The 21,792-nt window shown below is 66.5% G+C and carries 21 protein-coding genes and 2 pseudogenes; 10 read left to right on the top strand and 13 right to left on the bottom strand.

Going from position 1 to position 21,792, the window contains the following annotated elements; genetic code table 11:
- Positions 1-171: 171 nt before the first annotated feature.
- The 4 genes from AC5LXX_RS33365 (at position 172) to AC5LXX_RS33380 (ending at position 4,529) form a co-directional block, all read left to right on the top strand.
- Positions 172-1,356, top strand: coding sequence for a porin (locus AC5LXX_RS33365; RefSeq protein ID WP_493413494.1), 1,185 nt, complete (start codon positions 172-174; stop codon positions 1,354-1,356).
- A gap of 132 nt (positions 1,357-1,488) precedes the next feature.
- Positions 1,489-2,745: a sulfite dehydrogenase gene (gene soxC, locus AC5LXX_RS33370; RefSeq protein ID WP_493413495.1), complete on the top strand. Its 1,257-nt coding sequence runs from the start codon at positions 1,489-1,491 to the stop codon at positions 2,743-2,745.
- Positions 2,738-3,262, top strand: a complete 525-nt coding sequence (locus tag AC5LXX_RS33375) for a c-type cytochrome (RefSeq protein ID WP_493413496.1) — start codon at positions 2,738-2,740, stop codon at positions 3,260-3,262. Before soxC ends, AC5LXX_RS33375 begins: the two co-directional genes overlap by 8 nt.
- 79 nt (positions 3,263-3,341) lie before the next feature.
- Positions 3,342-4,529 carry an LLM class flavin-dependent oxidoreductase gene (locus AC5LXX_RS33380; protein ID WP_493413497.1) on the top strand — a complete coding sequence of 396 codons (1,188 nt, stop codon included), beginning with the start codon at positions 3,342-3,344 and terminating at the stop codon, positions 4,527-4,529.
- A gap of 31 nt (positions 4,530-4,560) precedes the next feature.
- Here AC5LXX_RS33380 and AC5LXX_RS33385 read toward each other — a convergent pair whose 3' ends face one another.
- From AC5LXX_RS33385 to AC5LXX_RS33405, 5 genes are all read right to left on the bottom strand, one after another.
- Positions 4,561-5,778 (bottom strand): acyl-CoA dehydrogenase family protein, encoded by a 1,218-nt coding sequence (locus AC5LXX_RS33385; protein WP_493413498.1) that lies wholly within the window; start codon positions 5,776-5,778, stop codon positions 4,561-4,563.
- Positions 5,779-5,928: 150 nt separating this feature from the next.
- A complete protein-coding gene (locus AC5LXX_RS33390; RefSeq protein ID WP_493413499.1) occupies positions 5,929-6,816 on the bottom strand; it encodes an ABC transporter permease in 888 nt (295 codons plus the stop codon).
- Positions 6,813-7,802, bottom strand: coding sequence for an ABC transporter ATP-binding protein (locus AC5LXX_RS33395; RefSeq protein ID WP_493413500.1), 990 nt, complete (start codon positions 7,800-7,802; stop codon positions 6,813-6,815). Before AC5LXX_RS33395 ends, AC5LXX_RS33390 begins: the two co-directional genes overlap by 4 nt.
- Positions 7,803-7,869: 67 nt before the next feature.
- The gene (locus AC5LXX_RS33400; RefSeq protein ID WP_493413501.1) at positions 7,870-8,901 is read right to left on the bottom strand and encodes an ABC transporter substrate-binding protein; all 1,032 of its coding nucleotides are present in this window, start codon (positions 8,899-8,901) and stop codon (positions 7,870-7,872) included.
- A 48-nt stretch (positions 8,902-8,949) separates the two neighbouring features.
- Positions 8,950-9,876, bottom strand: coding sequence for a TauD/TfdA dioxygenase family protein (locus AC5LXX_RS33405; protein WP_493413502.1), 927 nt, complete (start codon positions 9,874-9,876; stop codon positions 8,950-8,952).
- Between the two features lie 409 nt (positions 9,877-10,285).
- Here AC5LXX_RS33405 and AC5LXX_RS33410 point away from each other — a divergent pair, with 409 nt between their 5' ends.
- Together AC5LXX_RS33410 and AC5LXX_RS33415 are read left to right on the top strand one after the other, a co-directional pair.
- Complete coding sequence (locus tag AC5LXX_RS33410; RefSeq protein ID WP_493413503.1) at positions 10,286-10,570, top strand: helix-turn-helix domain-containing protein; 285 nt, start codon at positions 10,286-10,288, stop codon at positions 10,568-10,570.
- Between the two features lie 49 nt (positions 10,571-10,619).
- A pseudogene (locus AC5LXX_RS33415) lies at positions 10,620-10,757 on the top strand (HipA domain-containing protein); the annotation flags it as partial.
- A gap of 62 nt (positions 10,758-10,819) precedes the next feature.
- Here AC5LXX_RS33415 and AC5LXX_RS33420 read toward each other — a convergent pair.
- Entirely contained in the window at positions 10,820-11,224 is a 405-nt protein-coding gene (locus AC5LXX_RS33420; RefSeq protein WP_493413504.1) for a winged helix-turn-helix transcriptional regulator, read from the bottom strand.
- Positions 11,225-11,314: 90 nt separating this feature from the next.
- Between AC5LXX_RS33420 and AC5LXX_RS33425 the strand changes: the two genes are divergently transcribed.
- Positions 11,315-11,941, top strand: a complete 627-nt coding sequence (locus tag AC5LXX_RS33425; protein ID WP_493413505.1) for an FMN-dependent NADH-azoreductase — start codon at positions 11,315-11,317, stop codon at positions 11,939-11,941.
- A gap of 112 nt (positions 11,942-12,053) precedes the next feature.
- On the opposite strand, the gene AC5LXX_RS33430 is transcribed toward AC5LXX_RS33425, so the two are convergent.
- Both AC5LXX_RS33430 and AC5LXX_RS33435 read right to left on the bottom strand, forming a co-directional pair.
- Positions 12,054-12,239, bottom strand: a complete 186-nt coding sequence (locus AC5LXX_RS33430) for a hypothetical protein (protein WP_493413506.1) — start codon at positions 12,237-12,239, stop codon at positions 12,054-12,056.
- Positions 12,240-12,255: 16 nt separating this feature from the next.
- The gene (locus AC5LXX_RS33435; RefSeq protein ID WP_493413507.1) at positions 12,256-13,185 is read right to left on the bottom strand and encodes a LysR substrate-binding domain-containing protein; all 930 of its coding nucleotides are present in this window, start codon (positions 13,183-13,185) and stop codon (positions 12,256-12,258) included.
- Positions 13,186-13,279: 94 nt separating this feature from the next.
- Here AC5LXX_RS33435 and AC5LXX_RS33440 point away from each other — a divergent pair, with 94 nt between their 5' ends.
- Both AC5LXX_RS33440 and AC5LXX_RS33445 read left to right on the top strand, forming a co-directional pair.
- On the top strand, positions 13,280-14,377 hold the full coding sequence (locus AC5LXX_RS33440; protein ID WP_493413508.1) for an alpha/beta fold hydrolase: 1,098 nt from the start codon (positions 13,280-13,282) through the stop codon (positions 14,375-14,377).
- Between the two features lie 176 nt (positions 14,378-14,553).
- A pseudogene (locus AC5LXX_RS33445) lies at positions 14,554-14,937 on the top strand (transposase); the annotation flags it as partial.
- Between the two features lie 95 nt (positions 14,938-15,032).
- On the opposite strand, the gene AC5LXX_RS33450 reads toward AC5LXX_RS33445, so the two are convergent.
- Entirely contained in the window at positions 15,033-15,998 is a 966-nt protein-coding gene (locus AC5LXX_RS33450; protein WP_493413509.1) for an SDR family NAD(P)-dependent oxidoreductase, read from the bottom strand.
- A 139-nt stretch (positions 15,999-16,137) separates the two neighbouring features.
- Between AC5LXX_RS33450 and AC5LXX_RS33455 the strand changes: the two genes are divergently transcribed.
- On the top strand, positions 16,138-17,058 hold the full coding sequence (locus tag AC5LXX_RS33455) for an AraC family transcriptional regulator (protein WP_493413510.1): 921 nt from the start codon (positions 16,138-16,140) through the stop codon (positions 17,056-17,058).
- 190 nt (positions 17,059-17,248) lie between these two features.
- Here AC5LXX_RS33455 and AC5LXX_RS33460 read toward each other — a convergent pair whose 3' ends face one another.
- The 4 genes from AC5LXX_RS33460 to AC5LXX_RS33475 form a co-directional block, all read right to left on the bottom strand.
- Complete coding sequence (locus AC5LXX_RS33460) at positions 17,249-17,779, bottom strand: OsmC family protein (protein ID WP_493413511.1); 531 nt, start codon at positions 17,777-17,779, stop codon at positions 17,249-17,251.
- A gap of 70 nt (positions 17,780-17,849) precedes the next feature.
- A complete protein-coding gene (locus AC5LXX_RS33465) occupies positions 17,850-18,920 on the bottom strand; it encodes a substrate-binding domain-containing protein (protein ID WP_493413512.1) in 1,071 nt (356 codons plus the stop codon).
- A gap of 177 nt (positions 18,921-19,097) precedes the next feature.
- Positions 19,098-20,153: an ABC transporter permease gene (locus AC5LXX_RS33470; protein WP_493413513.1), complete on the bottom strand. Its 1,056-nt coding sequence runs from the start codon at positions 20,151-20,153 to the stop codon at positions 19,098-19,100.
- A complete protein-coding gene (locus AC5LXX_RS33475; protein WP_493413514.1) occupies positions 20,150-21,643 on the bottom strand; it encodes a sugar ABC transporter ATP-binding protein in 1,494 nt (497 codons plus the stop codon). Before AC5LXX_RS33475 ends, AC5LXX_RS33470 begins: the two co-directional genes overlap by 4 nt.
- Positions 21,644-21,792: the final 149 nt, after the last annotated feature.

Consider the following 21,792-nt stretch of genomic DNA (forward strand, 5'->3'; position numbering starts at 1 on the left):
CAACGTGCGCATCGGACGCGATCGCGGCGGACATGCCGAGCCGGCGGCAACGCACATTACAAATCGGACGCGCTGCGATTTACAAACCACGGATCGACCGTTCGTCGGCGCGCCTGTCGTCAATAGCATCGTGATCCTCGCAGATGTACCCATAAAAAACAGAGGATAGTCATGATCAAAAAATCGGTAGTCCTGGGTTTGGTTTCGATCGGTTCGGTCAGTGCGTACGCGCAGAGTTCGGTCACGTTGTACGGCGTCGTCGACGCCGGCATCGCGTACACGAACAACCAGGGCGGCGCAAGCAACATCCAGCAGACGAGCGGCAAGCTGAGCGGTAGCCGCTGGGGCCTGAAAGGTGCGGAAGATCTCGGTGGCGACCTGCAGGCGGTCTTCACGCTCGAAGGCGGGTTCCGCCCGAGCGATGGCGGGCTCGGCCAGGGCGGCCGCCTGTTCGGCCGCTCCGCATACGTGGGCCTCGGCAAGAAGGGTCTCGGCACGCTGACGTTCGGCCGCCAGTACGAGCCGATCACCGACCTCGTCGCGCAGTACTCGGGCGCCGGCTTCTGGTCGCCGGCCACGCACGTGGGCGACAACGACAACCTGAACCAGAGCTTCCGGCTGAACAACGCGGTGAAATTCCGCAGCGACACGATCGCCGGCTTCACGGCCGACCTGCTCTATGCATTCAGCAACCAGGCAAACGGCGGTGCGGGTACCGGCTTCTCGAACAACAACGCGTGGGGCGCGTCGGCGAACTATGTGAACGGCCCGCTGTCGGTCGGCGGCGGCTACGTGCGGTTCAACCACCCGAACTCGACGTCGAACACCAGCGGCGCGGTGGGCGGCGCTACTTCGACCACCGGCAACGACTACAGCGGCGCATTCTTCTACGGGCTGAACGGCGGCGTGCTCAAGCAACAGATCGGTGCATTCGGCGCGAACTACGCGCTCGGCCGTGCGACGCTCGGCTTCGCATGGAGCCACACGCAGCTCAACTATGTCGACGGCTCGTCGCGCAAGTTCAACAACTACGACGTGAACGCGCGCTACCAGGTCACGCCGGCCGCCACGCTGATCGGCGTGTATACGTTCACCGACGGGCGCGCGAGCGGCCTGCCGGGCACCGGCGGCCAGACGCTGAAGCCGCGCTGGCACCAGTTCACGCTCGGGTTCGACTACGCGCTGTCGAAGCGCACCGATATCTACGTATCGGGCATTTACCAGCTCGCGGCCGGCGATGCGAGCACGGCCACGTCAGGCGGCTATCGCAAGATCGCGGCGATCTCGAACATCGGCAGCGCGTCGTCGACGAACCGCCAGCTCGCGTTCGTCAGCGGGCTGCGCGTGAAGTTCTGACGGCACGCGCAGCGGGCGCAGCGCGATAAGCGCAATAAGCAAAGCGGGAATCGTTGTTTGCCGCGCCGCGCCCGGTTGCCGAGAATGTTCGTTTCCCTGCGCGCGGCTCCCGCGCGTAACCTGCGTTCGACCATGACCGATTCCCGCTTTCCTCCCCGTGCACCGCGAAGCGGTCGGCGCACGGCGCTGCGCCAGCTCGCCGGCGGCTGGGCGGCGGCGCTGCTGCCTGCCGGCGGTGCGCTCGCGAGCCAGCCGCTCGATGTGCCGCCGTGGACGCGCGCGCCCGGTGCGCCGCTGCTGTCGCCACCGTACGGCGTGCCGGGGCAGCACGAGCGCGACGTGATCCGTCGCAGCGCCCGATCGCCCGCGCTACCGGGTTCCGGCTCGTCGATGACGCCGCTCGCCGACCTGTTCGGCGACATCACGCCGAACGGGCTCGTCTACGAGCGTCATCACGCGGGCGTACCGGACATCGATGCGCAGCGTCATCGCATCGTCGTGCACGGCCTCGTGCGCGAGCCGCGCGTCTTCACGTTGGACGACCTGCTGCGTTTTCCGTCCGAATCTCGGATCCACTTCCTCGAATGCTCGGGCAACACCGGCAGCGAATGGAACGGCCCGAGCGGGCTGCCGGTTCAGTTCACGCACGGGCTGCTGTCGTGCTGCGAATGGACCGGTGTCCGGCTGTCGACGCTGCTCGATGAAACGGGCATCGATGCCGACGCACGCTGGCTGCTCGCCGAAGGCGCGGACGGCGCGGCGATGACGCGCAGCTTGCCGCTCGACCGGATTCTCGAGCGCGCGCTGGTCGTCTATGCGCAGAACGGCGAACGACTGCGGCCGGAGAACGGCTACCCGGTGCGGCTGATCGTGCCGGGTTTCGAAGGCAACACGAACATCAAGTGGCTGCGACGGCTGAAGCTGGTGCGGGCGCCGGAGATGACTCGCGAGGAAACGTCGAAATACACGAATCTGCTGTCCGACGGCTGCGCGCGCCAGTTCGTGTTCGAGATGGACGCGAAGTCGGTCATCACGCGGCCGTCGGCCGGCCATCGGCTCGCCGCGCACGGCTATTACCCGATCAGCGGCTACGCGTGGTCGGGCCGCGGCCGGATTCGCTCGGTCGACGTATCGACCGACGGTGGTCGCACGTGGCGCCCCGCACGGCTCGCCGGCGACGTACGCGACCGTGCGTTGACGCGCTTCGAAGCCGACTGGGTGTGGCGCGGCGAGCCGGCCGACCTGCAAAGCCGCGCGACCGACGAGACGGGTTACGTGCAGCCGACCCGCGACGCGCTCGTCGCCGCGCGCGGCCTGAACTCGCAGTACCACTACAACGGCATCCAGAACTGGCGCGTCGGCACGGACGGCGAGGTGCGCAATGCGTAAGCCGCTCGCTTGCCTGCTGGCGGCCTGCGCGATGACGTCGAGCGCGTTCGGCGCCGGCTTCGGCCTCGGGCAGCCGGTCGACCGCGCGGCGCTCGCCGCGTGGGACATCGACGTCGCGCCGAACGGCAGCGGCCTGCCGCCCGGTGCGGGCACGGTCGCGCGCGGCGGCCACGTGTTCGCGGACAAATGCGCGATGTGTCACGGCGCCGGCGGCGAAGGCGGCGTCGGCGATCCGCTCGTCGGCGGCATCGGTTCGCTCGCCAGCGCGAAACCCAAAAAGACGGTCGGCAGCTACTGGCCCTACGCGACGACGCTGTTCGACTACATTCGCCGTGCGATGCCGTACAACGCGCCGCAATCGCTGAGCGCGGACGACGTCTATGCGGTCACCGCGTACGTTCTCCACCTGAACGGCATCGTGCCCGGCGACGCCCGGCTCGACGTACGCACGCTGCCGCACGTGCAGATGCCGAACCGCGACGGCTTCGTGCCCGACCCGAGGCCGGGCAAGCTATGACGCGCCCTGCTCCGCTTGCCGCCGCATCGGGCACCGCAGCCCCATGAGTCGCGTCGCACCTTTCAGCAAGGAACCCGTGATGAGCGATCCATCCCTCGCCGCCCAGCTCGTGCCGTCGCCGTTCGTCGACGTCCGTTCGCCGGCGGATTTCCCCGACAGCCCCGTGTCGCATGCGCTCGCGCAGCCGCTGATGCTCGGGCTGTTCCTGCCGATCCAGGCCGGCGGATGGAGTGCATCGACGTTGCCGCGCACGACCGACTGGACGTTCGACTACAACGCCGACCTGGTCGCACGTGCCGAGGCGCTCGGCTTCGATCTCGTGTTCGCGCTGTCGCAATGGCTGCCGAAAGGCGGCTACGGCGGCGTGTTCGACGGTCAGGCGCTCGACTCGTTCATGACGCTGGCCGCGCTGACCGCACGCACCGAGCGGATCATCCTCGTCGCGACGAGCCACGTGCTCTACGGGCCGTGGCACCCGCTGCATTTCGCGAAATTCACCGCGACGCTCGATCACATCTCGCGCGGGCGCTGGGGCGTCAATGTCGTGACGGGCCACCGTGCGATCGAGCACGAGATGTTCGGCTGGAACCGGATCGAGCACGACCGCCGCTACGAGCTGGCAGCCGAATTCCTCGATGCGGTCCAGCAGTTGTGGGCGCAACCGGACAACTTCAGCTATACGCCGGCGCTGTCGAGCTGGCGCCTGGGCGGCGCATTCGTGACGCCGAAGCCGCGCTACGGCCGCCCGTTGCTGATCAACGCGACGGGCTCCGACGCCGGCATCGAGTTCGCGGCGCGCTATTCGGACATCGTGTTCGTCACGAGCCCGGCCGGCCCCGACGCCGAACGCGCGATCGACGTGCTGCCCGCGCATACCGCTCGCGTGAAGGCGGCCGCCGCCGCACACGGCCGGACGATCCGCACGCTGCTCAATCCGCTCGTGATCTGCCGCGAGACGGCGGCGGAGGCGCGCGCGTACCGCGACGCGATCGTCGCGCATGCGGACGAAGGCAGCTTCCACCGTTTCGACAGCGATGCGCATGCGTGGCGTGGCGGCTTCGACCAACGTTCGCAGGCCGCCGCGCGCGCGATCGGCGGCAACATCTCGATCACGGGCTCGCCCGACGAAGTCGCCGACACCATCGTGCGGCTGCACCGCGCGGGCATCGACGGCATCCAGCTGAGCTTCTACGACTTCAGGCCCGATCTCGACTTCTTCGGCGAGCGCGTGCTGCCGCTGCTGCGCGAAGCCGGCTTGCGGCGCTGACGTCCGGCCGCGCAAGCCTGCCGCGGCGCGGTCAGAACACGCGCCCTTCGGTCAGGTGCGTCGTCACGCCGTTCAGCGTGTAGTCACCGATCACGCGCGCCTTGTGCAGCAGCGGGTTGTGACTGAAGATCGTGCGCAGGTTGCGCCAGTGCCGGTCGAAGTTGTGTGAGCGCGCCGTCGCCGACGCGCCGCCGACTTCGAACAACCGCTCGGCCGCATGCAGCGCGAGCTTGCTGACGATCAGCTGCGTACGAGCGGTCGCGAGCGCGCTGTCGAGCACGAGCGCATCCGCGTCGGCAGCGCCTGCTTCGATCGCATCGGCTGAGCGATCGAGCGCCCGCGCGTTTTCGCGCACGAGCGCGTCGATCGCGTGACTGTGCGCGGACAGCTCGCCGACGACCTGCTGGACGAAATGATCGTCACGTGCGGTCGGCGCCGGGCTGTGCAGTGCCGGGCGTCCGTGCTCGAGCACGTAGCGGCGTGCATCGGCCACCACGTTGCGCACGATGCCCGCCCCCGTCGCGACGAGATGCAGCTGCCGCAGCGCGCCGCAATGACGGCCGACGAGCGTCGATCCGTCGCGCGGCGCCACTTCGTCCACGAACACCTGCACGTCGTCCAGCACCAGGCTGCCGCTCGCCGTCATGCGCTGCCCCATCCCGTCCCAGTCGTCGAGCACCTGCAGGCCGTCGCGCGCGACGGGAATGATTACGGCCAGCGCGTCGCCCTGCTCGTCTTCCACGTTGATGCGTGCGAAATCGGCGAACGCGGTGCCGGTCGAATAGTATTTGCGGCCCGTCACACGATGGTGCCCGCCGTCGCGGCGCAGCACGGTCGTGTTCTCGCCCGGCCGCGACGTACCGAGTTCCGTCGACGCGCCGCCGAAGATCGCGCCGGCCAGCACGCGTTCGAGCTGCACGTCGTTGAACGGCGTGCGCGGCGAGAGCCGCAGCGTCTCGGTCTGGTCGTAGTGAATGCGCAGCGCGTGCGCGAGATTCGAATCGGCGGCGGCCAGCGTTGCGATCGTGTCGAACAGATCGACCAGCGTGCCACCGAGGCCGCCGCGTTCGACAGGAATCCGCAACGCGCCCAGCGCCGAGCGCCGGAAGATCGCGAAGCCTTCGAACGGCAGTTCGCGGCGAGCTTCGCGTTGCGCGGCATCCTGGCCGATCGCGTTCGCGACATCGGGCAGCGTGGCGAGCGCGTCGCGCAACGCGTCGCGCGGATCGACGGCATCACGGGCAGTCATCGGGCAAATCCTTGTGCGAGAAGATCGGAAGCGTCGCGGCGTGGCGCGATCGCGGCATCGCAAAGTATAGGGACGCATCCGGCGCGCGCGAAAAACCGATTTCAGCTTTTGTTATGCGTGCGCCGGGATTGGTCGCGCATCGCCGCCGCGTCAGTGCTGGATGCCCCAGCGGCGCACGGTCACGCGCTCGAGCGTGTCGAACACGAGGTTCTCGACGAGCAGGCCGATCACGATGACGGCCGCGAGACCCGCGAACACGCGGTCGGTATATAGCTCGTTGCGGTTCTGGAAAATGTACCAGCCGAGCCCGCCCTGCCCGGCGCTCGCGCCGAACACGAGTTCGGCCGCGATCAGCGTGCGCCACGCGAATGCCCAGCCGACGCGCAGGCCCGACAGGATCGACGGCAGCGCGGCCGGCACGAGGATCAGCGCGATCTGGCGCAGGCCCGTGAGGCCGTAGTTGCGCCCGGCCATCTTCAGCGTGGCCGGCACGCTGGCGAAGCCCGTGTACATGCTGAGCGCGAGCGGCCACAGCACCGCATGCACGAGCACGAACAGCAGGCTGCCGGTGCCGAGCCCGAACCACAACAGCGCGATCGGCAGCAACGCGATCGACGGCAGTGGATTGAACATCGACGTGAGCATCGTCAACAGGTCGCGGCCGATGCGCGTCGACACCGCGAGCGACGTCAGCACGAACGCGAAAAACACGCCGAGCGCATAGCCGCGCAGCAGTACCGACATCGAGATGCCGGTCTTGACGAGCAGTTCGCCGGACTCGATGCCCTGCACGAATGCGGCCAGCGTCGCGCCGAAGGTCGGCACGAGCAGGTCGTTCGCGACGATGCGCGCGACGATTTCCCATGCGGCGATCAGCACGAGCGCAATGACGCTGCGGCGAAACCACCCGGCGTCGACGATGCGACGCACCAGCGGAGCCGGCGCCGCGCGTTCGGCATCGGGCAGCGTGTCGAGCGTGCGCTCGTACTCGGCGCGAACGGGCGGCAGCGGCGTCAGGGACGGATCGATCGTGCTCACGATGCTGTTGCCTCCGTGGTTGGCGCGCCGGTCGCATCGGTATCGAACAGCAGGCGATGAATCCGTGCGACGTTGTCGCGGAAGTCGCCGGTATCGACGTTGTCGAGCGAATGCTCGTGACTGTTGAGTTCCGCGCGTACGCGGCCGGGATGCGGCGACAGCAGCAGGATCCGGTTGCCGACGACGAGCGCCTCCTCGATCGAATGCGTGACGAACAGCAACGTGAATCGGAACTCGTCCCATAACCGCAGCAGTTCCTCCTGCATCTTGCGGCGCGTGAGCGCATCGAGGGCGGCGAACGGTTCGTCCATCAACAGCACGCGCGGCTGCATGGCGAGTGCACGTGCGATCGCGACACGCTGCTTCATGCCGCCCGACAGCGTGTGCGGATAGGCATCGGCGAATGCACTCAGTCCGACCTTGTCGAGATAGTGAAGCGCACGCTCGCGCGCATCGGCACGCGACAGTTTCGCGGCGGCGCGCAACGGAAACGCGACGTTCTCGACGACCGTCTTCCATGGCGGCAACTGGTCGAACTCCTGGAACACCACGACGCGATCGGGGCCCGGCCCGCGCACGGGTTTGCCGTCGAGTGCGATCGAACCGGATACGGGCTCGATGAAACCGGCAATCGCCTTCAGCAGCGTCGACTTCCCGCACCCCGACGGGCCGAGCAGCACGAAGCGATCGCTGCCGTACACGTCGAAGCTCACCTGGTGCGTTGCGCGGACGATCCGCGCGCCGCTCCGGTATTCGAGGCTGACGCGGTCGATGGCCAGCAGGCGCTCGCTGTGCGAACCGGCCTGCGCGTCGTCCAGGCCGGACTGCCCGGCAACAGGCGTGGCGGGCGCGGCCTGAGCGGCGGGCGACGCACCGCGACGCGACGCATACGGCGGCAGCCAGGTTCGGAGTGAATTGGCGTTCACGATCGGGACTCTTGCGGGGAAAGCATCAACATACGGCCGCGCGTGGCGCGGACCAACCATCGATTGAGCATATCGAAACCGCGCCGACGCATAAGCGTCGATCGCGGCGTCGAAGCGCCGGCGCGGTTCAACTGCCGCCGGCAGTCGCCGGATCGTCGAAGAAGTAGTCGCGCCACGATTTCGGTTCGTTGCGGATCGCGCCGGTGCGATGCATGAACTGCGCGAGCGGCAGCGTGTTCTGCGGCGCGGTCTTGAACTGCACCTGCGGATTGCGCAGGATCTTCAGCAGCAATGCGCGATCGATCTTCGATCCGTTCACGCGAATATACGTATCAGCCGCACGCTCGGGATCGGCCGCGATCTGCCGCGCGGCGTCGGCCAGCGCGGCGACGAATGCGTGGTAGGTCTTCGGGTTGTCGTCGCGGAATTTTTCCGTCGCGTACAGCACCGTCGCGGAGCTCGGGCCGCCGAGCACGTCATACGAATTCAGCACGATGTGCGCGTTCGGGTTGCCGGCCAGTTCCTGCTCCTGGAACGGCGGATTGCCGAAGTGGCCGGTGATCACGCTGCTGTTCGCGAGAATCGCGGCCGTCGCGTCGGGGTGCGGAATCGCCTGCGTGAGCGCGTCGAGCTTGTCGAACTGCTTGTCGCCCCACTGCTTCGCGGCCGCATACTGCAGCACGCGCGACTGCACCGACACGCCGACTGCCGGCACCGCGATGCGGTCCTTCGCGCTCAGGTCGGCGATCGTCTTCACGCTCGGGTTGCTGCTGACGAGGTAGTACGGGAAATTGCCGAGCGACGCGACGCCCTTCACGTTCTGCCGGCCGCGCGTGCGGTCCCACACGGTCAGCAACGGCCCGACGCCCGCACCGGCAACGTCGACCGCGCCCGACAGCAGCGCGTCGTTCACGGCCGCGCCGCCCGACAGGCGCACCCAGTCGACCTTGATGTCGAGGCCGGCCTTGCGCCCTTTCTTTTCGATCAGTTGCTGGTCGCGCGCGACGTTCAGCATCAGGTAGACGACGCCGAACTGCTCGGCGATGCGGATGCGGCCTTCCGCATGCGCGGCTTGCGGAATGACCGCGCCCGCGAATGCGAGCGCGGCGGTAAGCGTGGCCGCCAGCGCGCGGCGCGCCGGCAAAAACGAAAACGACATCGGAACTCCGGTCGGGATGGGGCGGGAATGAATGACGCGGCGCGCGGCTCAGAAAGGCGCGTCGCCTTCGATCGTCGTGCGGTACAGCTTGCGGCGCAGGTGGTCCGGCGTGCCGGCGGCGAGATGCATCAGCGAACGGTTGTCCCAGAACACGAGATCGTGCTCGCGCCACCGGTGCCGGTACTGATGCTCGGCGCGGACGCTGTGCGCGAACAGTTCGTCGAGCAGCGCGCGGCTTTCATCGTCCGGCAAGCCGACGATGCGCGTCGTGAAATGCTCGCTGACGAACAGCGCCTTGCGGCCGGTTTCGGGATGCGTGCGCACGACCGGGTGGACCACCGCCGCAACCTGCGCGACCTGCTCGTGCGACAGCTTCGGCCGCCATGGGCTGCGCGCCCGCAGCTCCTCGTAGCGCGCGAGATACGTATGCTCAGCGCGCAGCCCTTCCACCGCGCGGCGCAGGTGGGCCGGCAGTGTGTCCCACGCGAGATGCATGTTCGCGAACAGCGTATCGCCGCCTTCCGCCGGCAATTCCTGCGCGTGCAGCAGCGAGCCGAGGCTCGGCTTTTCCTTGTACGACAGGTCGGAATGCCAGAAATGGCCGGCATCGCCGAGCCCGACCGGTTTGCCGTTCTCGACGATGTTCGACACGATCAGCACTTCCGGGTGGCCGGCCAGCGCGAACTGGTGCAGCACGTGGATCTGCAGCGGGCCGAAGCGGCGGCTGAACGCGATGTGCTCGTCCGGCGTGATGCGCTGGTCGCGAAACACCAGCACGTGGTGATCGAGATGCGCGCGATGGATCCGCGCGAAATCGTCGGCGCCGACCGGTTGCGACAAGTCGAGGCCGATCACCTCGGCGCCGAGCGGCGCGTCGAACGGCACGATGTCGAAATGCTGCGCCGCGCCGTCCGGCCGCAAGGCGGGATGCCCGGCAGAAAGCGTTGCGGCGTCGCGGATGGCGGGAGTCGTCACGGCACGGCCTCTGATTCGGTCAAAACGCGAATCTACGAGGCCGTGCCGGCGCGCGTCAACGAAGCGATTCGGATACGTTTATCTGCTGCGGTGATTAAGATCGCTGCTTGCGCATACGGCAGCGATCGGGGGCGGAATCGTCCAACCGGCGCCGACGTCCACTGGGCGTCCTTGCCGGCGTGCCGGGGGAAGCGCAAGCAAAGTCGCCCTCTTGTCTCTTTTTCCGTATCCGCTCGGATACGGACATGCTGCCCAGCACTTTTTCTTGATGTTTTGTTCCCGATCGGGTACGAAATGATCCTCCTGCGGCCAAAATCTGCTGTTCGTTTCCGAACGAATACGAATCAATGCCCGACCCGGCAAGTTGTGCAATATTGTTCCCGCTCAGATACGAAGCACGGAGAACGTCATGTCGGAGTCCCAGTCCATCGACACGATCGGCGCGCTCGCCCACCTCATTCGCGCGGCCCGGATCCAGCAAGGGTTCACGCGGGACGCACTCGCGAACGCGACCGGCCTGTCGCCGAAATTCATCAGCCAGGTGGAAGCCGGGAAGCCGACCGCGCAAATCGGCAAGGTCATGCTGCTGCTGGGCGAGCTCGGCGTGCGCCTGTACGCCGAGTCGTCGGTCGAGATTTCGGAAGCCACCGCGCTGAAGGCCGCGCAACGCCGCAGGAGCAGCCATGGCGGCTAGAACGCTAATCGCCTCGGCCAACGGCGTGCGCATGGGCACGCTCTCCGACGATCGTCACGTCGAGCAGACGCTCGATGATGTGCGGCACATCGCGCACCCGGACGCCGGGGAAATGCGGTTGCTGAATTCGATCGTCGCGATGCCGATCGCGGAAATGGGGGGCGCGCTGCGGCAGACGCGCGGATAGGCTGCCGCGCGCGGGTGTCGTGCCGTTGCCGATACCTGCGAGCGCCCTCTCCCGGCCGAACGTCAGGCCTGCTCCGAGCCGCCTCGCTTGGTGCGCGCATGCGTGTCCTGATCATAGCGTGCACGGTTGTTCTCGATCTCTTCGAGATGCTCTCCCGCCCACGCACCCAATGCACGAACCGGCACCGCCAGAGCGTGTCCGAGCGGCGTCAGCGCATATTCGACTTGCGGGGGCACCGTCGGGTAGACCGTGCGGCTGACCATGCCGTCACGCTCGAGCGCCTTGAGGGTACGCGTGAGCATCTGCTGCGAGATGCCGCCGACCGTCCGCTTGATCTCGTTGAAGCGGTGTGGCCGCTCGACCAGCACCCTGACGATCATCACCGTCCATTTGTCGCCGACGATTGCGAGCACCTTGCCGACTTCATGGCAGCGGGTGCTGACGCCTGGTTGGGCAGGCATATCCATCTGACCTAGTCCTAAAAATGTGCGTTCTTGGCGGATCGCCTCCAGTTACATAGCATAGTGCCGATCGCAAATCCACACCGGAGGTATCCAGTGAACCTGCTTCATCTCGATTCCAGCATCATGGGCGCGAACTCCGCCAGTCGCGTGCTTTCTGCCGCCATCGTCGAGCGGATCGTCGAATCAAATGACGCGGTGAATGTCACCTATCGCGATCTTGCCAGCGAAACGCCCCCGCACCTCTCCTTCGACGCGTTCATGGCGCTCGACGCCGGCAAGGACGTGCAGCAGTTTCTCGAAACCGACGTCGTGGTGATCGGGGCGGGCTTCTACAATTTTTCGGTTCCCACCCAGCTCAAGGCCTGGATCGATCATATTGTCGTGCGCGGCAAGACTTTCGCGCGCGGCGAGAACGGGCCGATCGGTCTCGCCCAGGGCAAGCGCGTGTTCGTCGCGCTGGCGCGCGGCAATGTTTACAGCGAGGGATCCCCGTATCAGGCGTTCGAGCATGCCGAGACCCTGCTTCGCTCGGTATTCACGTTCCTCGGTATCCCGGATATCGAGTTCATCGTCGCTGAAGGGCTCGGGCGCAGCGAGGAGGTACGCCACTCGTCGATCGCGAGTGCACTTGAAAAAGTGCGCAAGCTCTCTCCGAAAGCTGCGGCTTCGGCAGCGCGGGGTATGAACAACGCAAGCGCAATTTCCTATCAGAAGCCTTGAGGTTATGAAATTCCTTGCACTAATGTCTCGAATGCATTGACTGGCGGCCTACTGCTTGAAATCCCGTGAGCTAAACGCGTGATCGACCTGCCGAACTCGCTACACCTCGTCGCTATGCAGATAGGTCGACGTTGTCGGTTCTTAGCATCATCCAAAGCCTGACACCTGCCTTCCCATTGCTGCCGTCAGGTGGCCCGCTATCGACGCTTGAGGCGAGCGCTTGCGGGCCACACATCACCTTGCGGGTTTCGTTGTTGCGGGAGTCTGCTGCGTACACGTTGCCGCCGGCGTCGACCATGACGCCAGTCGGACCGTTAAACAATGCTGCTGCCCCTCGTGTACGTTGGAGCGCTATTGATCACGTCGCTCGCTTCGTATTCTTGGAACAAGCGCCATACCTTTTGCACGTGGGGCGATGCGGGCCCCTGACTCATGAACATCGCGAGGGGCCACGTCGGGAGACTCGCGTCCAGGACGCGAGCATAGCGAACCCCTGCGAACTGGAGGCGTTGTGTCGAGGTCGGCAAGAGTGTGGCGCCGAGTCCGGCGGAGACCAGCGATAGGAGGCTCAATGCCCGGTTGGCCTCCGCGACGATCCGTACATCCACTCCTGCCTTGGTAAAAGTATCGAGCAATTGTGCATGCAGGACCGGCCCTTGCGAGGCGGGGAACAAGATCAGCCCCCTGTCGGCAATGTCCCGCAGCGTGATATCTCCGTGTTGTCCATCGTCGAATAGCGCCGCGATGCTGTTCTCCGGAGTGAAGGGATGAACACGCAGCGGGCCAGCGAGGTTGAACGGCGGGTGGGCGAATCCGATATCGATCCTGCCGCTTGCGAGCGCGCTCAACTGGTCGTTGGTCGAAAGCTCGCGCAATTCGGGTTGAACTGCCGGGAACCGCGTCCTCATGGCGAGCAATCGTCGAGGCAGGTGCTCATACAGGGCGGCCGAATCGAAACCGATTCGAACGACCCCTGCCTCGCCACTTTCCACTGATTGTGCGATGGCGGTCGCACGATCGGCATGGTGGACCGAGGCTTGCGCCTCCTCCCGGAAAACTGCACCCGCGACGGTCAAGGTCAAGCGCCGATGCGCGCGAGCGAACAACAGAACTCCCAGTTCCTTTTCCAGACGCGCAATGGATTGACTGAGCGGTGGTTGCGCCATGCCAAGCCGCTGAGCGGCGCGCCCCATGTGCAATTCCTCAGCGACGGCAAGAAAATGGCGCAGGTGGCGAAGTTCCATATCGCAGTGATATCAAAAATATTCAAAACCATTATAGATAGATCATCGATAGATCGGGACAATCTTCCCTAGCGCTACTATTTTTGAGGACACCATGCGCCATACCAATTGGGCCATCGCCGCATTGCTTAGTTTTGCTTCCTTCTCCGCGCAGGAAATTCGCGCTGAAGTGATGCGTCGCGACTACACCGTAAAGGCCGAAGATGGTCTGCAAATTTTCGTGCGCGAGCTGCGCGACGACAAGGCGTGCGTTGATCGCGGCCCCATGCTCCTGGTCAATGGCGGCCGGCCAGGGGTATTGGCGAGTTGGGACGTTGATGCGGCGGAACCTTCCACGGCGGAAGCGTTCGCAAAGGCCGGACATCATCTCTATCTCATGGATGTACGCGGTTTCGGTCGATCGGAATTTCCGCCCGAAATGGACGACGGGCGCCTTGGCGCACCTCCGGCCGTGCGATCCAACCAGGCGGTGCGGGACATTGCCGCGGTCGTTCGCGATATTCAGCGCCGCAACCCGGGGGAAACGCGCCTGACGGCAATGGGATGGGCCACTGGCTCGCAGTGGCTCGGCCATTATGCGTCGCTCTATCCGGAAAGCATCTCACATCTGATCTACTATAACGGCGCGTATGGCGGCCCGGCGGGCGGATGGCGATTACAGGCGGAGTTCGGCGCTCCGGACGATCCCGCACAACTGGATCGGAAGCGTTATGGCGCTTACCAGTCCTCGACCGCCGGTGCGTTGGGCAACCGCTGGCGCGACGAAGGCGTTGACCCTGCCTTTCTGGAGCGCTACGTTGCGTTGGCCATGGAAGGAGACAAGGCCGCGAAGGCTCGGCATCCCGCCAGTTTTCACCATCCTACCGGGCCGCTTGCCGACACCTTGCTGATGGTCAACGGCAGGCCGATCTTCGATGCGTCGTTCATCCGCTCGAACGTGCTAATCCTGCGGTCCGACAACGACTTTTGGTCCCGGCCGGTGGATGCGCAGACCTTATTGGCACATCTGACTAACGCGGCTTCCACACGGTTCGTCGAACTGCCGGGCGCATCCCACTACGCACACCTACTGCCCGCCCCAGATCGGCGCACGTTCATCGAAACCGTGCTCGCCTTTACGGCACCACTAGTCGCAGGGAGCGAAACCGTGCTGCGGGAGTGTACCGATAACAAGGGGGCGGCACATTCGTAAGCGGCTGAGAAAAGGCAGCCATACCATTCTCAACGCGCACTTTCGCAGCGACAAGCCATGTACTCGGAGAATGTACGGTAGAGGCCGTCAATTCGTACCTGATCCCACTAGATCCCTCAGTCTTTCCCAAACTTTTCGTCCGGATACAACGCTTCAAGTGGCTCGGGATCGTCCACACCCCGATCTACGCGGCTGCCAGCGAAGAGGCGGCACGGCAGGCACTGCAAGACTTCGCCGACGAACCGTGGGGCGCGACGTACCCAACGATCGTGCAGTCGTGGCAACGCGCGTGGGAACACGTCGTGCCGTTCTACGTGTTTCCGCCGGAGATTCGACGGGTCGTGTACACCACGAACGCCATAGAAAGTTTGAACATGCAGTTGCGCAAGATCATCAAGACCCGCGGTCACCTCCCGAATGATGAGGCCGCGATCAAGCTGCTCTGGCTGGCACTGCGCAACGTACTGGCCAAAACCGTGCGGTCTGCGTTCAACTGGAAATCAGCGATGAACCAGTCTGCTATCTTGTTCGGAGAGCGATTTGTGCAGGCGCGTGGATAACGTGCTGTTCAACCGCCTCGCCAACAAAAATGCGGACAGGTTCGAGTATCGTGCCGCCGCCGATACCCGCGCGGCGCCCGCCGAATGCGTGCGCGTCAGCGGCGCGCCGCAAAGGCATCGACGCCCGTCGCTGCCGCAGACCACGCCCACAGCCGAGCCGCCGCCTCCGGATCGATCGCATGCGGCCGCACGCCCGATTCCTCGTTGCCGCGCGTCACCACCGCAACGTCGCAATCCTCGCAATAGACGCCGCCGAGATCGGCAATGCGCGGCGACGTCGCGGCCCATACCTGGGTCGCCGCCCCCTGCGCAGGCGTCTTGAAAGTCGGATCGACCGGCACGCCGTGCTCGTCGACCCAGCCCTGCGCCATCATTTCCTCTCGCGTCAGATGACGCTGCAGCGGCGTCGCGATCTTGCCGGGATGCAGCGAATACGCTCGGACACCGAACGGCGCGCCAAACACGTCGAGCTGCACCGCGAACAATGCGTTGGCGGTTTTCGATTGCGCGTACGCCAGCCATTTGTCGTAGCCGCGCGCGAAATCGATATCGTCCCAGCGGATCGGCGACAGCCGGTGCCCGAGCGACGACACCGCGATCACGCGGGCACCGTCACCGTGCGCGAGCGCAGGCCACAGTCGGTTGACGAGCGCGTAGTGACCGAGGTGATTGACGGCCATCTGCGCTTCCCGCCCGTCGCCGACGCGGGTCTCGGGGCACGCCATGATGCCCGCGCTGTTGATGACGATATGCACGAGGCGCCGCGCGTCGACGAATCGCGCGGCGAATGCGGCCACGCTCGCTGCGTCGGCGAGTTCGAGCGCCGCGATCTCCACGCCGGCGATGCCGTGCGTCGCCTCGCGCGCGGCCGCGACGCTCCGTGCGCCGACGACGACGTGCGCACCCGCCTGCGCCAGTGCCCGCGTGGTTTCGAGCCCGAGACCCGAGTGGCCGCCCGTGACGATGGCTGTCTTGCCACGCAGGTCGAGACCGGCCAGGACGTCGCTCGCCGTCGATGCGGCGTCGAATCCGGAATGAAGGGGGTGCTGCCTGCTCGTCATTGAAGGCTCCAGGAACGGTGCACGAAGCACGCGGCCGCCCATCGGCCGCGTCACTGCACGAGATCATTCTCCGGCGGCGCATCCGGACTGTGAATGCAATAGAATCCGGTTTTTCGTCGAGATCGTCCGGGGATTGCGCGTGGACCCGCTATCGGAAGTGCTGTCGCTGCTGGAAACGCGCGACTCGTTTTTCACCGGCCTGCGGGCCGGCGGCCCGTGGGCGGTCGACCTTCCTCCGCCGGACGGGATCAAGTTCAACGCGGTGGTCGAAGGCAGTTGCTGGCTGACCGTCGACGGCGCGGGACCACCCGTTCGGCTGCGCACGGGAGACTGCTTCCTGCTCGCCGCGCCGCGGGCATTTTCTCTGGCGAGCGATCCGTCGGTCACACCGGTGCCGGCCGCCGACGTGTACCGGCATGTCGAACGCGGCATCGCGCACTATGGCGAACCGGCCGACTGCTTTCTGATCGGCGGACGCTTCGCCTACGAGGAAGGCATGCCGCTGCTGCTCGGCAGCCTGCCGCCCGTGGTCGTCGTGAGCGGCGATTCCGAACCGGCGGCGGTGCTGCGCTGGTCGCTGCAGCAACTCGCACGGGAATTCGGCGCGTCGTCGCCGGGCGGGTCGCTGATGGTCCGGCATCTCGGACACATGATGCTGGTGCAGATCCTGCGGCGCTATGTGGACGCCGGCGCGAACGGCGATGTCGGGTGGCTGGCCGGGTTCGCGGATTCGCGGGTCAGCGCGGCGCTGGCCGCGATTCACGCCGCGCCCGAGCGACGCTGGACCGTCGACGCGCTGGCGTCGTGCTGCCACGTGTCGCGTTCGACGTTCGCGCTGCACTTCAAGCGGCGGCTGGGATTCGGGCCGCTCGAATACGTGCTGCGGTGGCGGATACAGTTGGCGATGCGCGAACTGCGCCGCTCGAACGCATCGATCTCGGCGATCGCGCAGCGGCTCGGCTACGACTCGGATAGCGCGTTCGGCCATGCGTTCAAACGCATCGTGGGCTGCTCGCCGCGCGCGTATCGCCATGGCCTGACGAACGAGCCGGGCAACTAGCGTCGTTACCCCCCTCGTCGGGCAAGCGATGCGGCGATTCCGTCGATGCTACGCATTCACATTACGACTATCGGGATAAGTTTTCTTATCACAATACATCCATTTAAAAACGAAACACGCCAACGCATGATTCGTCGCACCGCGCACGACGCATTGCCGATACACGGGAACAATGCACCGCGCCGGCGCGTTACCCGCTGGTATGCCGCAATTCGCCGTCGATATGTTGCGGCAGCCTCAGCAGGTTGAAGATCGGGCAGACGGCTTCGACTGCCTGATGCAACGCACGGATGGCCTCCGGCGGCTCGGGTGACGCGATGTCCAGCGTATAGCGGATGTTGTGCGGGAAGACCGGGACATGCTCGAACCCCGGCTGCTGGGCGAGCGGATGCTGGTCGCCGGTCACTTCGACCGCGATCGAGTCGATCTTCAGGCCGCGCTCCGCAGCCTGGATCAACGTGATATGCGTGAGGCAGCTGCCGAGCACGCCGAGTTGCAGTTCGGGCGATGCGGGCCCGAGGTTGTAGCCCGCGAAGTCGGGCGGACTGTCGCTGATCACTTGAAAATCGCGAATCCGGATCTCGCGCACGCCGCTGCGGCCGAGCGCACGCACGGTCGCCTTCAGCGGCGTCGCCTTGAAATCGGGATCGTTGCGTGCCGCCTGCTGCTTCGCTTGCCACGCGGTGCGTTTCTGGGCGAGATAGTCGTTCAGGGTCGTCATGTTCGGGTCACGGGTAGGCGGCGCGTAAAAGGAGGAAGAAGGAGGATCGCGTCGCGGCGTTCAAAGGCGATCAGTCGATCGCCGGAATCCATGCGGCCGTCGCGGCATCGCTCGCACGGAACGCCGGAAACTTCGCGCCGAGCTCGGCGACGGTGCGAATGTCGTTTTTCACGAGATCGTCGCGCGTGATCAGCGTCGGCTTGACCGCGATGCGCGCGCCCGGGTTCTGGCCGGCGACGAGCAGTGCCGCGGCCCGCACGGACACGGCCCCGACGACCGCGGGATTGGCCGCGGCCGTCGCGACCCATGCGCTGTTCGGCGCGCGGATGGCCTCGATGTCGGCCGTCGAGATGTCCGCGCTATAGATGCGGACTTTCGACGACAACCTGGCCTCGTCCGCCGCGAGCTTCGCGCCGCGCGCAAACTCGTCGTAAGGCGCGAACACGACGCGGATGTCCGGGTTCGCGCGATAGGCGGCCGCCGCCTGATTCGCGACCGATTGCGCGATCGGATTGTCGACGGTGCCCCAGCGCGCCTTTTCCTGAACCTTCGGGTGTGCGCGCTTGAAATCCCGCCACGCCGCATCGCGCCGGTCGAGCGGCGCGAATCCGGCCACGTAGACGTAACCTGCCGCGAACGCGTCGCCGTTGTCCTTGACTGCCTGATCCAGCAGCAGGTTCGCCAGGTCGCGATCGTTCTGCTCGATCTGCGGCACCTTCGGATTGGCGAGGTCGACGTCGAACGCGACGACCTTGATGCCCTTGTCGAGTGCGCGCTGAACGACGTCCTTCAGCGACTCGGGCAAGCCGTGATTGACGATGATCGCGGACACGCCGATGCTGATCGCCTGCTGAATCTGCTCGCGCTGCTCCGCCGCATCCTGCCGGCCTTCGTAGATGCGCAGATCCACACCGAGCGCACGCGCCTGCTTCTGCGCGCCGGCTTCGTAAGCCTGGAAGAAGTCGCCGGTCGACAGGTAGTTGACGAGCGCGATCTTCACGCCGCCCTTGTCGAACGGCGCCGGCGCGCCCTTGAGCGGGCCGGCCTGTGCCGCGGGCGTCCCCAGCGCGATCGCGGCACCCAGGACGAATGCGCCGACCTTCAGGTCGATACGCGATTTTCGGCGAAGCAACGATTGCATGGCGTGTCTCTCTCCACATCGAACGATATCGGCCCAATCTATCAGTGCGACGTGCGAACGCAAACCGACCGATTCGACAATGGTTATTACTCTGGATAACAAACCGTCCGGAACCGGGGCTTACCGGCGAACCGATGAACCCGGCCGCACCCGCGCCGCGTGTCGCGACGCCAGGCATCATGCGCGGGCATCCGCTCGGCGACCGATGCCGAACGTGAACGCAAGCGCCAGCACCAGCAACACGCCCTTGATGAAATCCTGCATGTAGTAAGGCGCGTTCAGCATCGTCAGCCCGTTGAGCAGCACGCCGACGAACACCGCCCCGACGACCGTGCCGAAGACGTTGGGTCGCTTCGCGCCCCACACGGCGTACCCGATCAGCGCGGCGGCCACCGCGTCGAGCAGCAGCGAGTGCCCCGCGCTCACGTCGCCGCGGCCGACCCGCGCGGCGATCAGCATGCCGCCCAGTGACGCGATCGCGCCCGACACGACATACGCGGCGACACGATAGCGCGCAGCCGGCGCGCCGGCCAGCCGTGCCGCCGTTTCGTTGCCGCCGATCGCGTAGATCACGCGGCCCCAGCGCGTCGCCTCCATCGTGACGCAGGCCAGCACCGTCACGGCCGCGAGCATCAGCACCGGCAACGGTACGACGTCGAACACGCGCAGCCGGCCTAGCGCGAGAAAGGCGGCGGGGAACACGCCCGTCGCGTCCGTGCCGTCGGGCAGCACCGAGCCGGTCGCGAGCGAGCGGCCACCGGTCGGGATCAACTGCAATCCGGCCAGCAGGAACAGCGTGCCGAGCGTCGCGAGCTGATCGGGCACGCGCAACCGCGTAATCAGCAAGCCGTTGAACAACCCGGCGGCCACGCCGAGCACGATGCACGCGATCACGGCCGCCAGCGCGCTGCCGTGCCAGACGACCAGCACGTAGCTCGCGGCCATCTGTGCGGTCGCGGCCACGCTGCCGACCGACAGGTCGAAGCCGCCGGCCGCGAGCGTGACGGTCACGCCGATGCCGAGCAACGCGACGATCGACACGGCCTGCAGGATGCTGAACAGATTGTCGAGGTTCAGGAATGCGGGCTCCCTGAGCCCGAACACGATCACGAGCGCGGCCAGCACGAGCAGGATGCCCGTGCGTTCGAGTGCGTCGCGGATGCGTGCCGGTGCGGGGCGCGGCCGTTCACCGGGCGACGCGGGTTGCAAGACGGAAGGCGGAACGGATTTCATGAGGTAGCTGGCTCGACAGAAGAAGTCGGATGCAGGCGATCGAGCGTGGCGCGATCGAACCGCACGATGCGATCGGCGATCTCGGCCGCTTCCTCGAGATCGCTGACGAACACGAGCGTCGCGCGCTCGGGCGCGTGACGCCTCAGCGTATCGACGATATCGGCACGCGCACCCGCATCGATACCCTGAAACGGTTCGTCGAGCAGCAACAGCCGCGCAGGCTCGGCGTGCCAGCGCGCGAGCACGACCTTCTGCTGATTGCCGCCGGACAGGCGGGCCACGCGATCGTCCGGGCCCGTGCAGCGAATGCCGAACCGGGAGATCGCCGCCGCCGCGGCCGCGCGTTCGCGCGAGCGACGCACCGCGCCGCTCGCGAACCAGCGCGACAGGAACGGAAAGCCGATCGTGCCCGCGATCGACGCGAACGGCACGCCGTCGGGAAACAACGAGGTACGCCAGCGATCTTCGCCGGCCAGGAACACGCCGGCGCGAATCGCGTCGGCCGGCGAACGCGGCCGCCATGGCCGGCCGTCGAGCGTCATCTCGCCGGCCGCCGCGCGCACCGCGCCGAAGATCGTATTGGCGAAGCGCGACTTGCCGCCGCCAACCGGGCCTGCGATCGCGACGATCTCGCCGCGCCGGACATCGAGGTCGAACGGGGCACTGGTGGGCGTCAGCCGGATCTGCCGCGCACTGAAGCCCGGGCCGGACCCGGACGGCCCGTCGCGAACCGGCGCCGATGCACGCGCGCGCGGCAGAGCGCGTCCGATCATCGTTTCCACCGCGGCATCGAAATCCACTGGGGCGGCCAGATCGGCGACGATCCTGCCATCGCGGACGATCGCCACGCGATCGGCGATGCGACGCAAATCGCCGAGTCGATGCGACACCAGCAGGATCGCGACGCCGTCGCGGCGCAGCGCGTCCACCAGCACGAACAGCCGCTCGGCCTCCGGCGCGGACAGGCTGGCGGTCGGCTCGTCGAGAATCAGCAACGACGGCTGCCCGGCAAGCGCGCGCGCCAGCGTCACACGCTGCTGGTCCGCCAGCGACAGCGAGGCCAGCGGCGCCGCGAGGTCGACGTCGAGCCCGACTCGCTCGGCGAGCGGCCGCGCCGCGGCGCGCCGCGCGGCCGGCGGCACGCGCCAGGCCGACGCCGGATCGCACAGCCGGTCCAGCAACAGGTTGTCGGCAATCGACAGCGTCGGCACGACGGCATCGGCAACCGACTGGTGCACGGTCGCGACGCCGAGCCGCTTGGCGGCATGCGGCGACACCGGTCGATAAGGTTCGCCGCGCAGCGCCAGCGTGCCGCCATCCGGCCGCAGCGCACCGCTCAGGATCTTGACGAAGGTCGACTTGCCGGCACCGTTCGCGCCCATCAACGCGACTACCTCGCCCGCGTCGATCGACAGGTGCAGCGCCGACAGCGCGACGGTCGCGTCGAAGCGCTTCGCGATGCCCGCGGCGCTCAGGACGGGCGTCGGCATGAAGCAATCCGGCTGGTCGTCATGGATGGCGGCCGCTTCCCGTCCGCCGCTTCCCGCTTCGCCGGTACCGGCACGTCGTGGTTCATGTCACGCGACTCCCTGTCGTTCGTTTCGCCGTGGCCGACGTACGGTCCGTCGCCCGGCACATC

Source organism: Burkholderia torrens, assembly GCF_984668525.1.

Bases quoted from the DNA above. Each gene is read 5' to 3' on its own strand.
- AC5LXX_RS33375 (WP_493413496.1), top strand. From the start codon at position 2,738: ATGCGTAAGCCGCTCGCTTGCCTGCTGGCGGCCTGCGCGATGACGTCG.
- AC5LXX_RS33435 (WP_493413507.1), bottom strand. From the start codon at position 13,185: ATGGAACTTCGCCACCTGCGCCATTTTCTTGCCGTCGCTGAGGAATTG.
- AC5LXX_RS33465 (WP_493413512.1), bottom strand. From the start codon at position 18,920: ATGCAATCGTTGCTTCGCCGAAAATCGCGTATCGACCTGAAGGTCGGC.
- AC5LXX_RS33430 (WP_493413506.1), bottom strand. From the start codon at position 12,239: ATGGTCGACGCCGGCGGCAACGTGTACGCAGCAGACTCCCGCAACAAC.
- AC5LXX_RS33450 (WP_493413509.1), bottom strand. From the start codon at position 15,998: ATGACGAGCAGGCAGCACCCCCTTCATTCCGGATTCGACGCCGCATCG.
- AC5LXX_RS33385 (WP_493413498.1), bottom strand. From the start codon at position 5,778: ATGACTGCCCGTGATGCCGTCGATCCGCGCGACGCGTTGCGCGACGCG.
- AC5LXX_RS33400 (WP_493413501.1), bottom strand. From the start codon at position 8,901: ATGTCGTTTTCGTTTTTGCCGGCGCGCCGCGCGCTGGCGGCCACGCTT.
- AC5LXX_RS33470 (WP_493413513.1), bottom strand. From the start codon at position 20,153: ATGAAATCCGTTCCGCCTTCCGTCTTGCAACCCGCGTCGCCCGGTGAA.
- AC5LXX_RS33395 (WP_493413500.1), bottom strand. From the start codon at position 7,802: ATGGTTGGTCCGCGCCACGCGCGGCCGTATGTTGATGCTTTCCCCGCA.
- AC5LXX_RS33365 (WP_493413494.1), top strand. From the start codon at position 172: ATGATCAAAAAATCGGTAGTCCTGGGTTTGGTTTCGATCGGTTCGGTC.
- AC5LXX_RS33440 (WP_493413508.1), top strand. From the start codon at position 13,280: ATGCGCCATACCAATTGGGCCATCGCCGCATTGCTTAGTTTTGCTTCC.
- AC5LXX_RS33380 (WP_493413497.1), top strand. From the start codon at position 3,342: ATGAGCGATCCATCCCTCGCCGCCCAGCTCGTGCCGTCGCCGTTCGTC.
- AC5LXX_RS33420 (WP_493413504.1), bottom strand. From the start codon at position 11,224: ATGGATATGCCTGCCCAACCAGGCGTCAGCACCCGCTGCCATGAAGTC.
- AC5LXX_RS33475 (WP_493413514.1), bottom strand. From the start codon at position 21,643: ATGCCGACGCCCGTCCTGAGCGCCGCGGGCATCGCGAAGCGCTTCGAC.
- soxC (WP_493413495.1), top strand. From the start codon at position 1,489: ATGACCGATTCCCGCTTTCCTCCCCGTGCACCGCGAAGCGGTCGGCGC.
- AC5LXX_RS33410 (WP_493413503.1), top strand. From the start codon at position 10,286: ATGTCGGAGTCCCAGTCCATCGACACGATCGGCGCGCTCGCCCACCTC.
- AC5LXX_RS33460 (WP_493413511.1), bottom strand. From the start codon at position 17,779: ATGACGACCCTGAACGACTATCTCGCCCAGAAACGCACCGCGTGGCAA.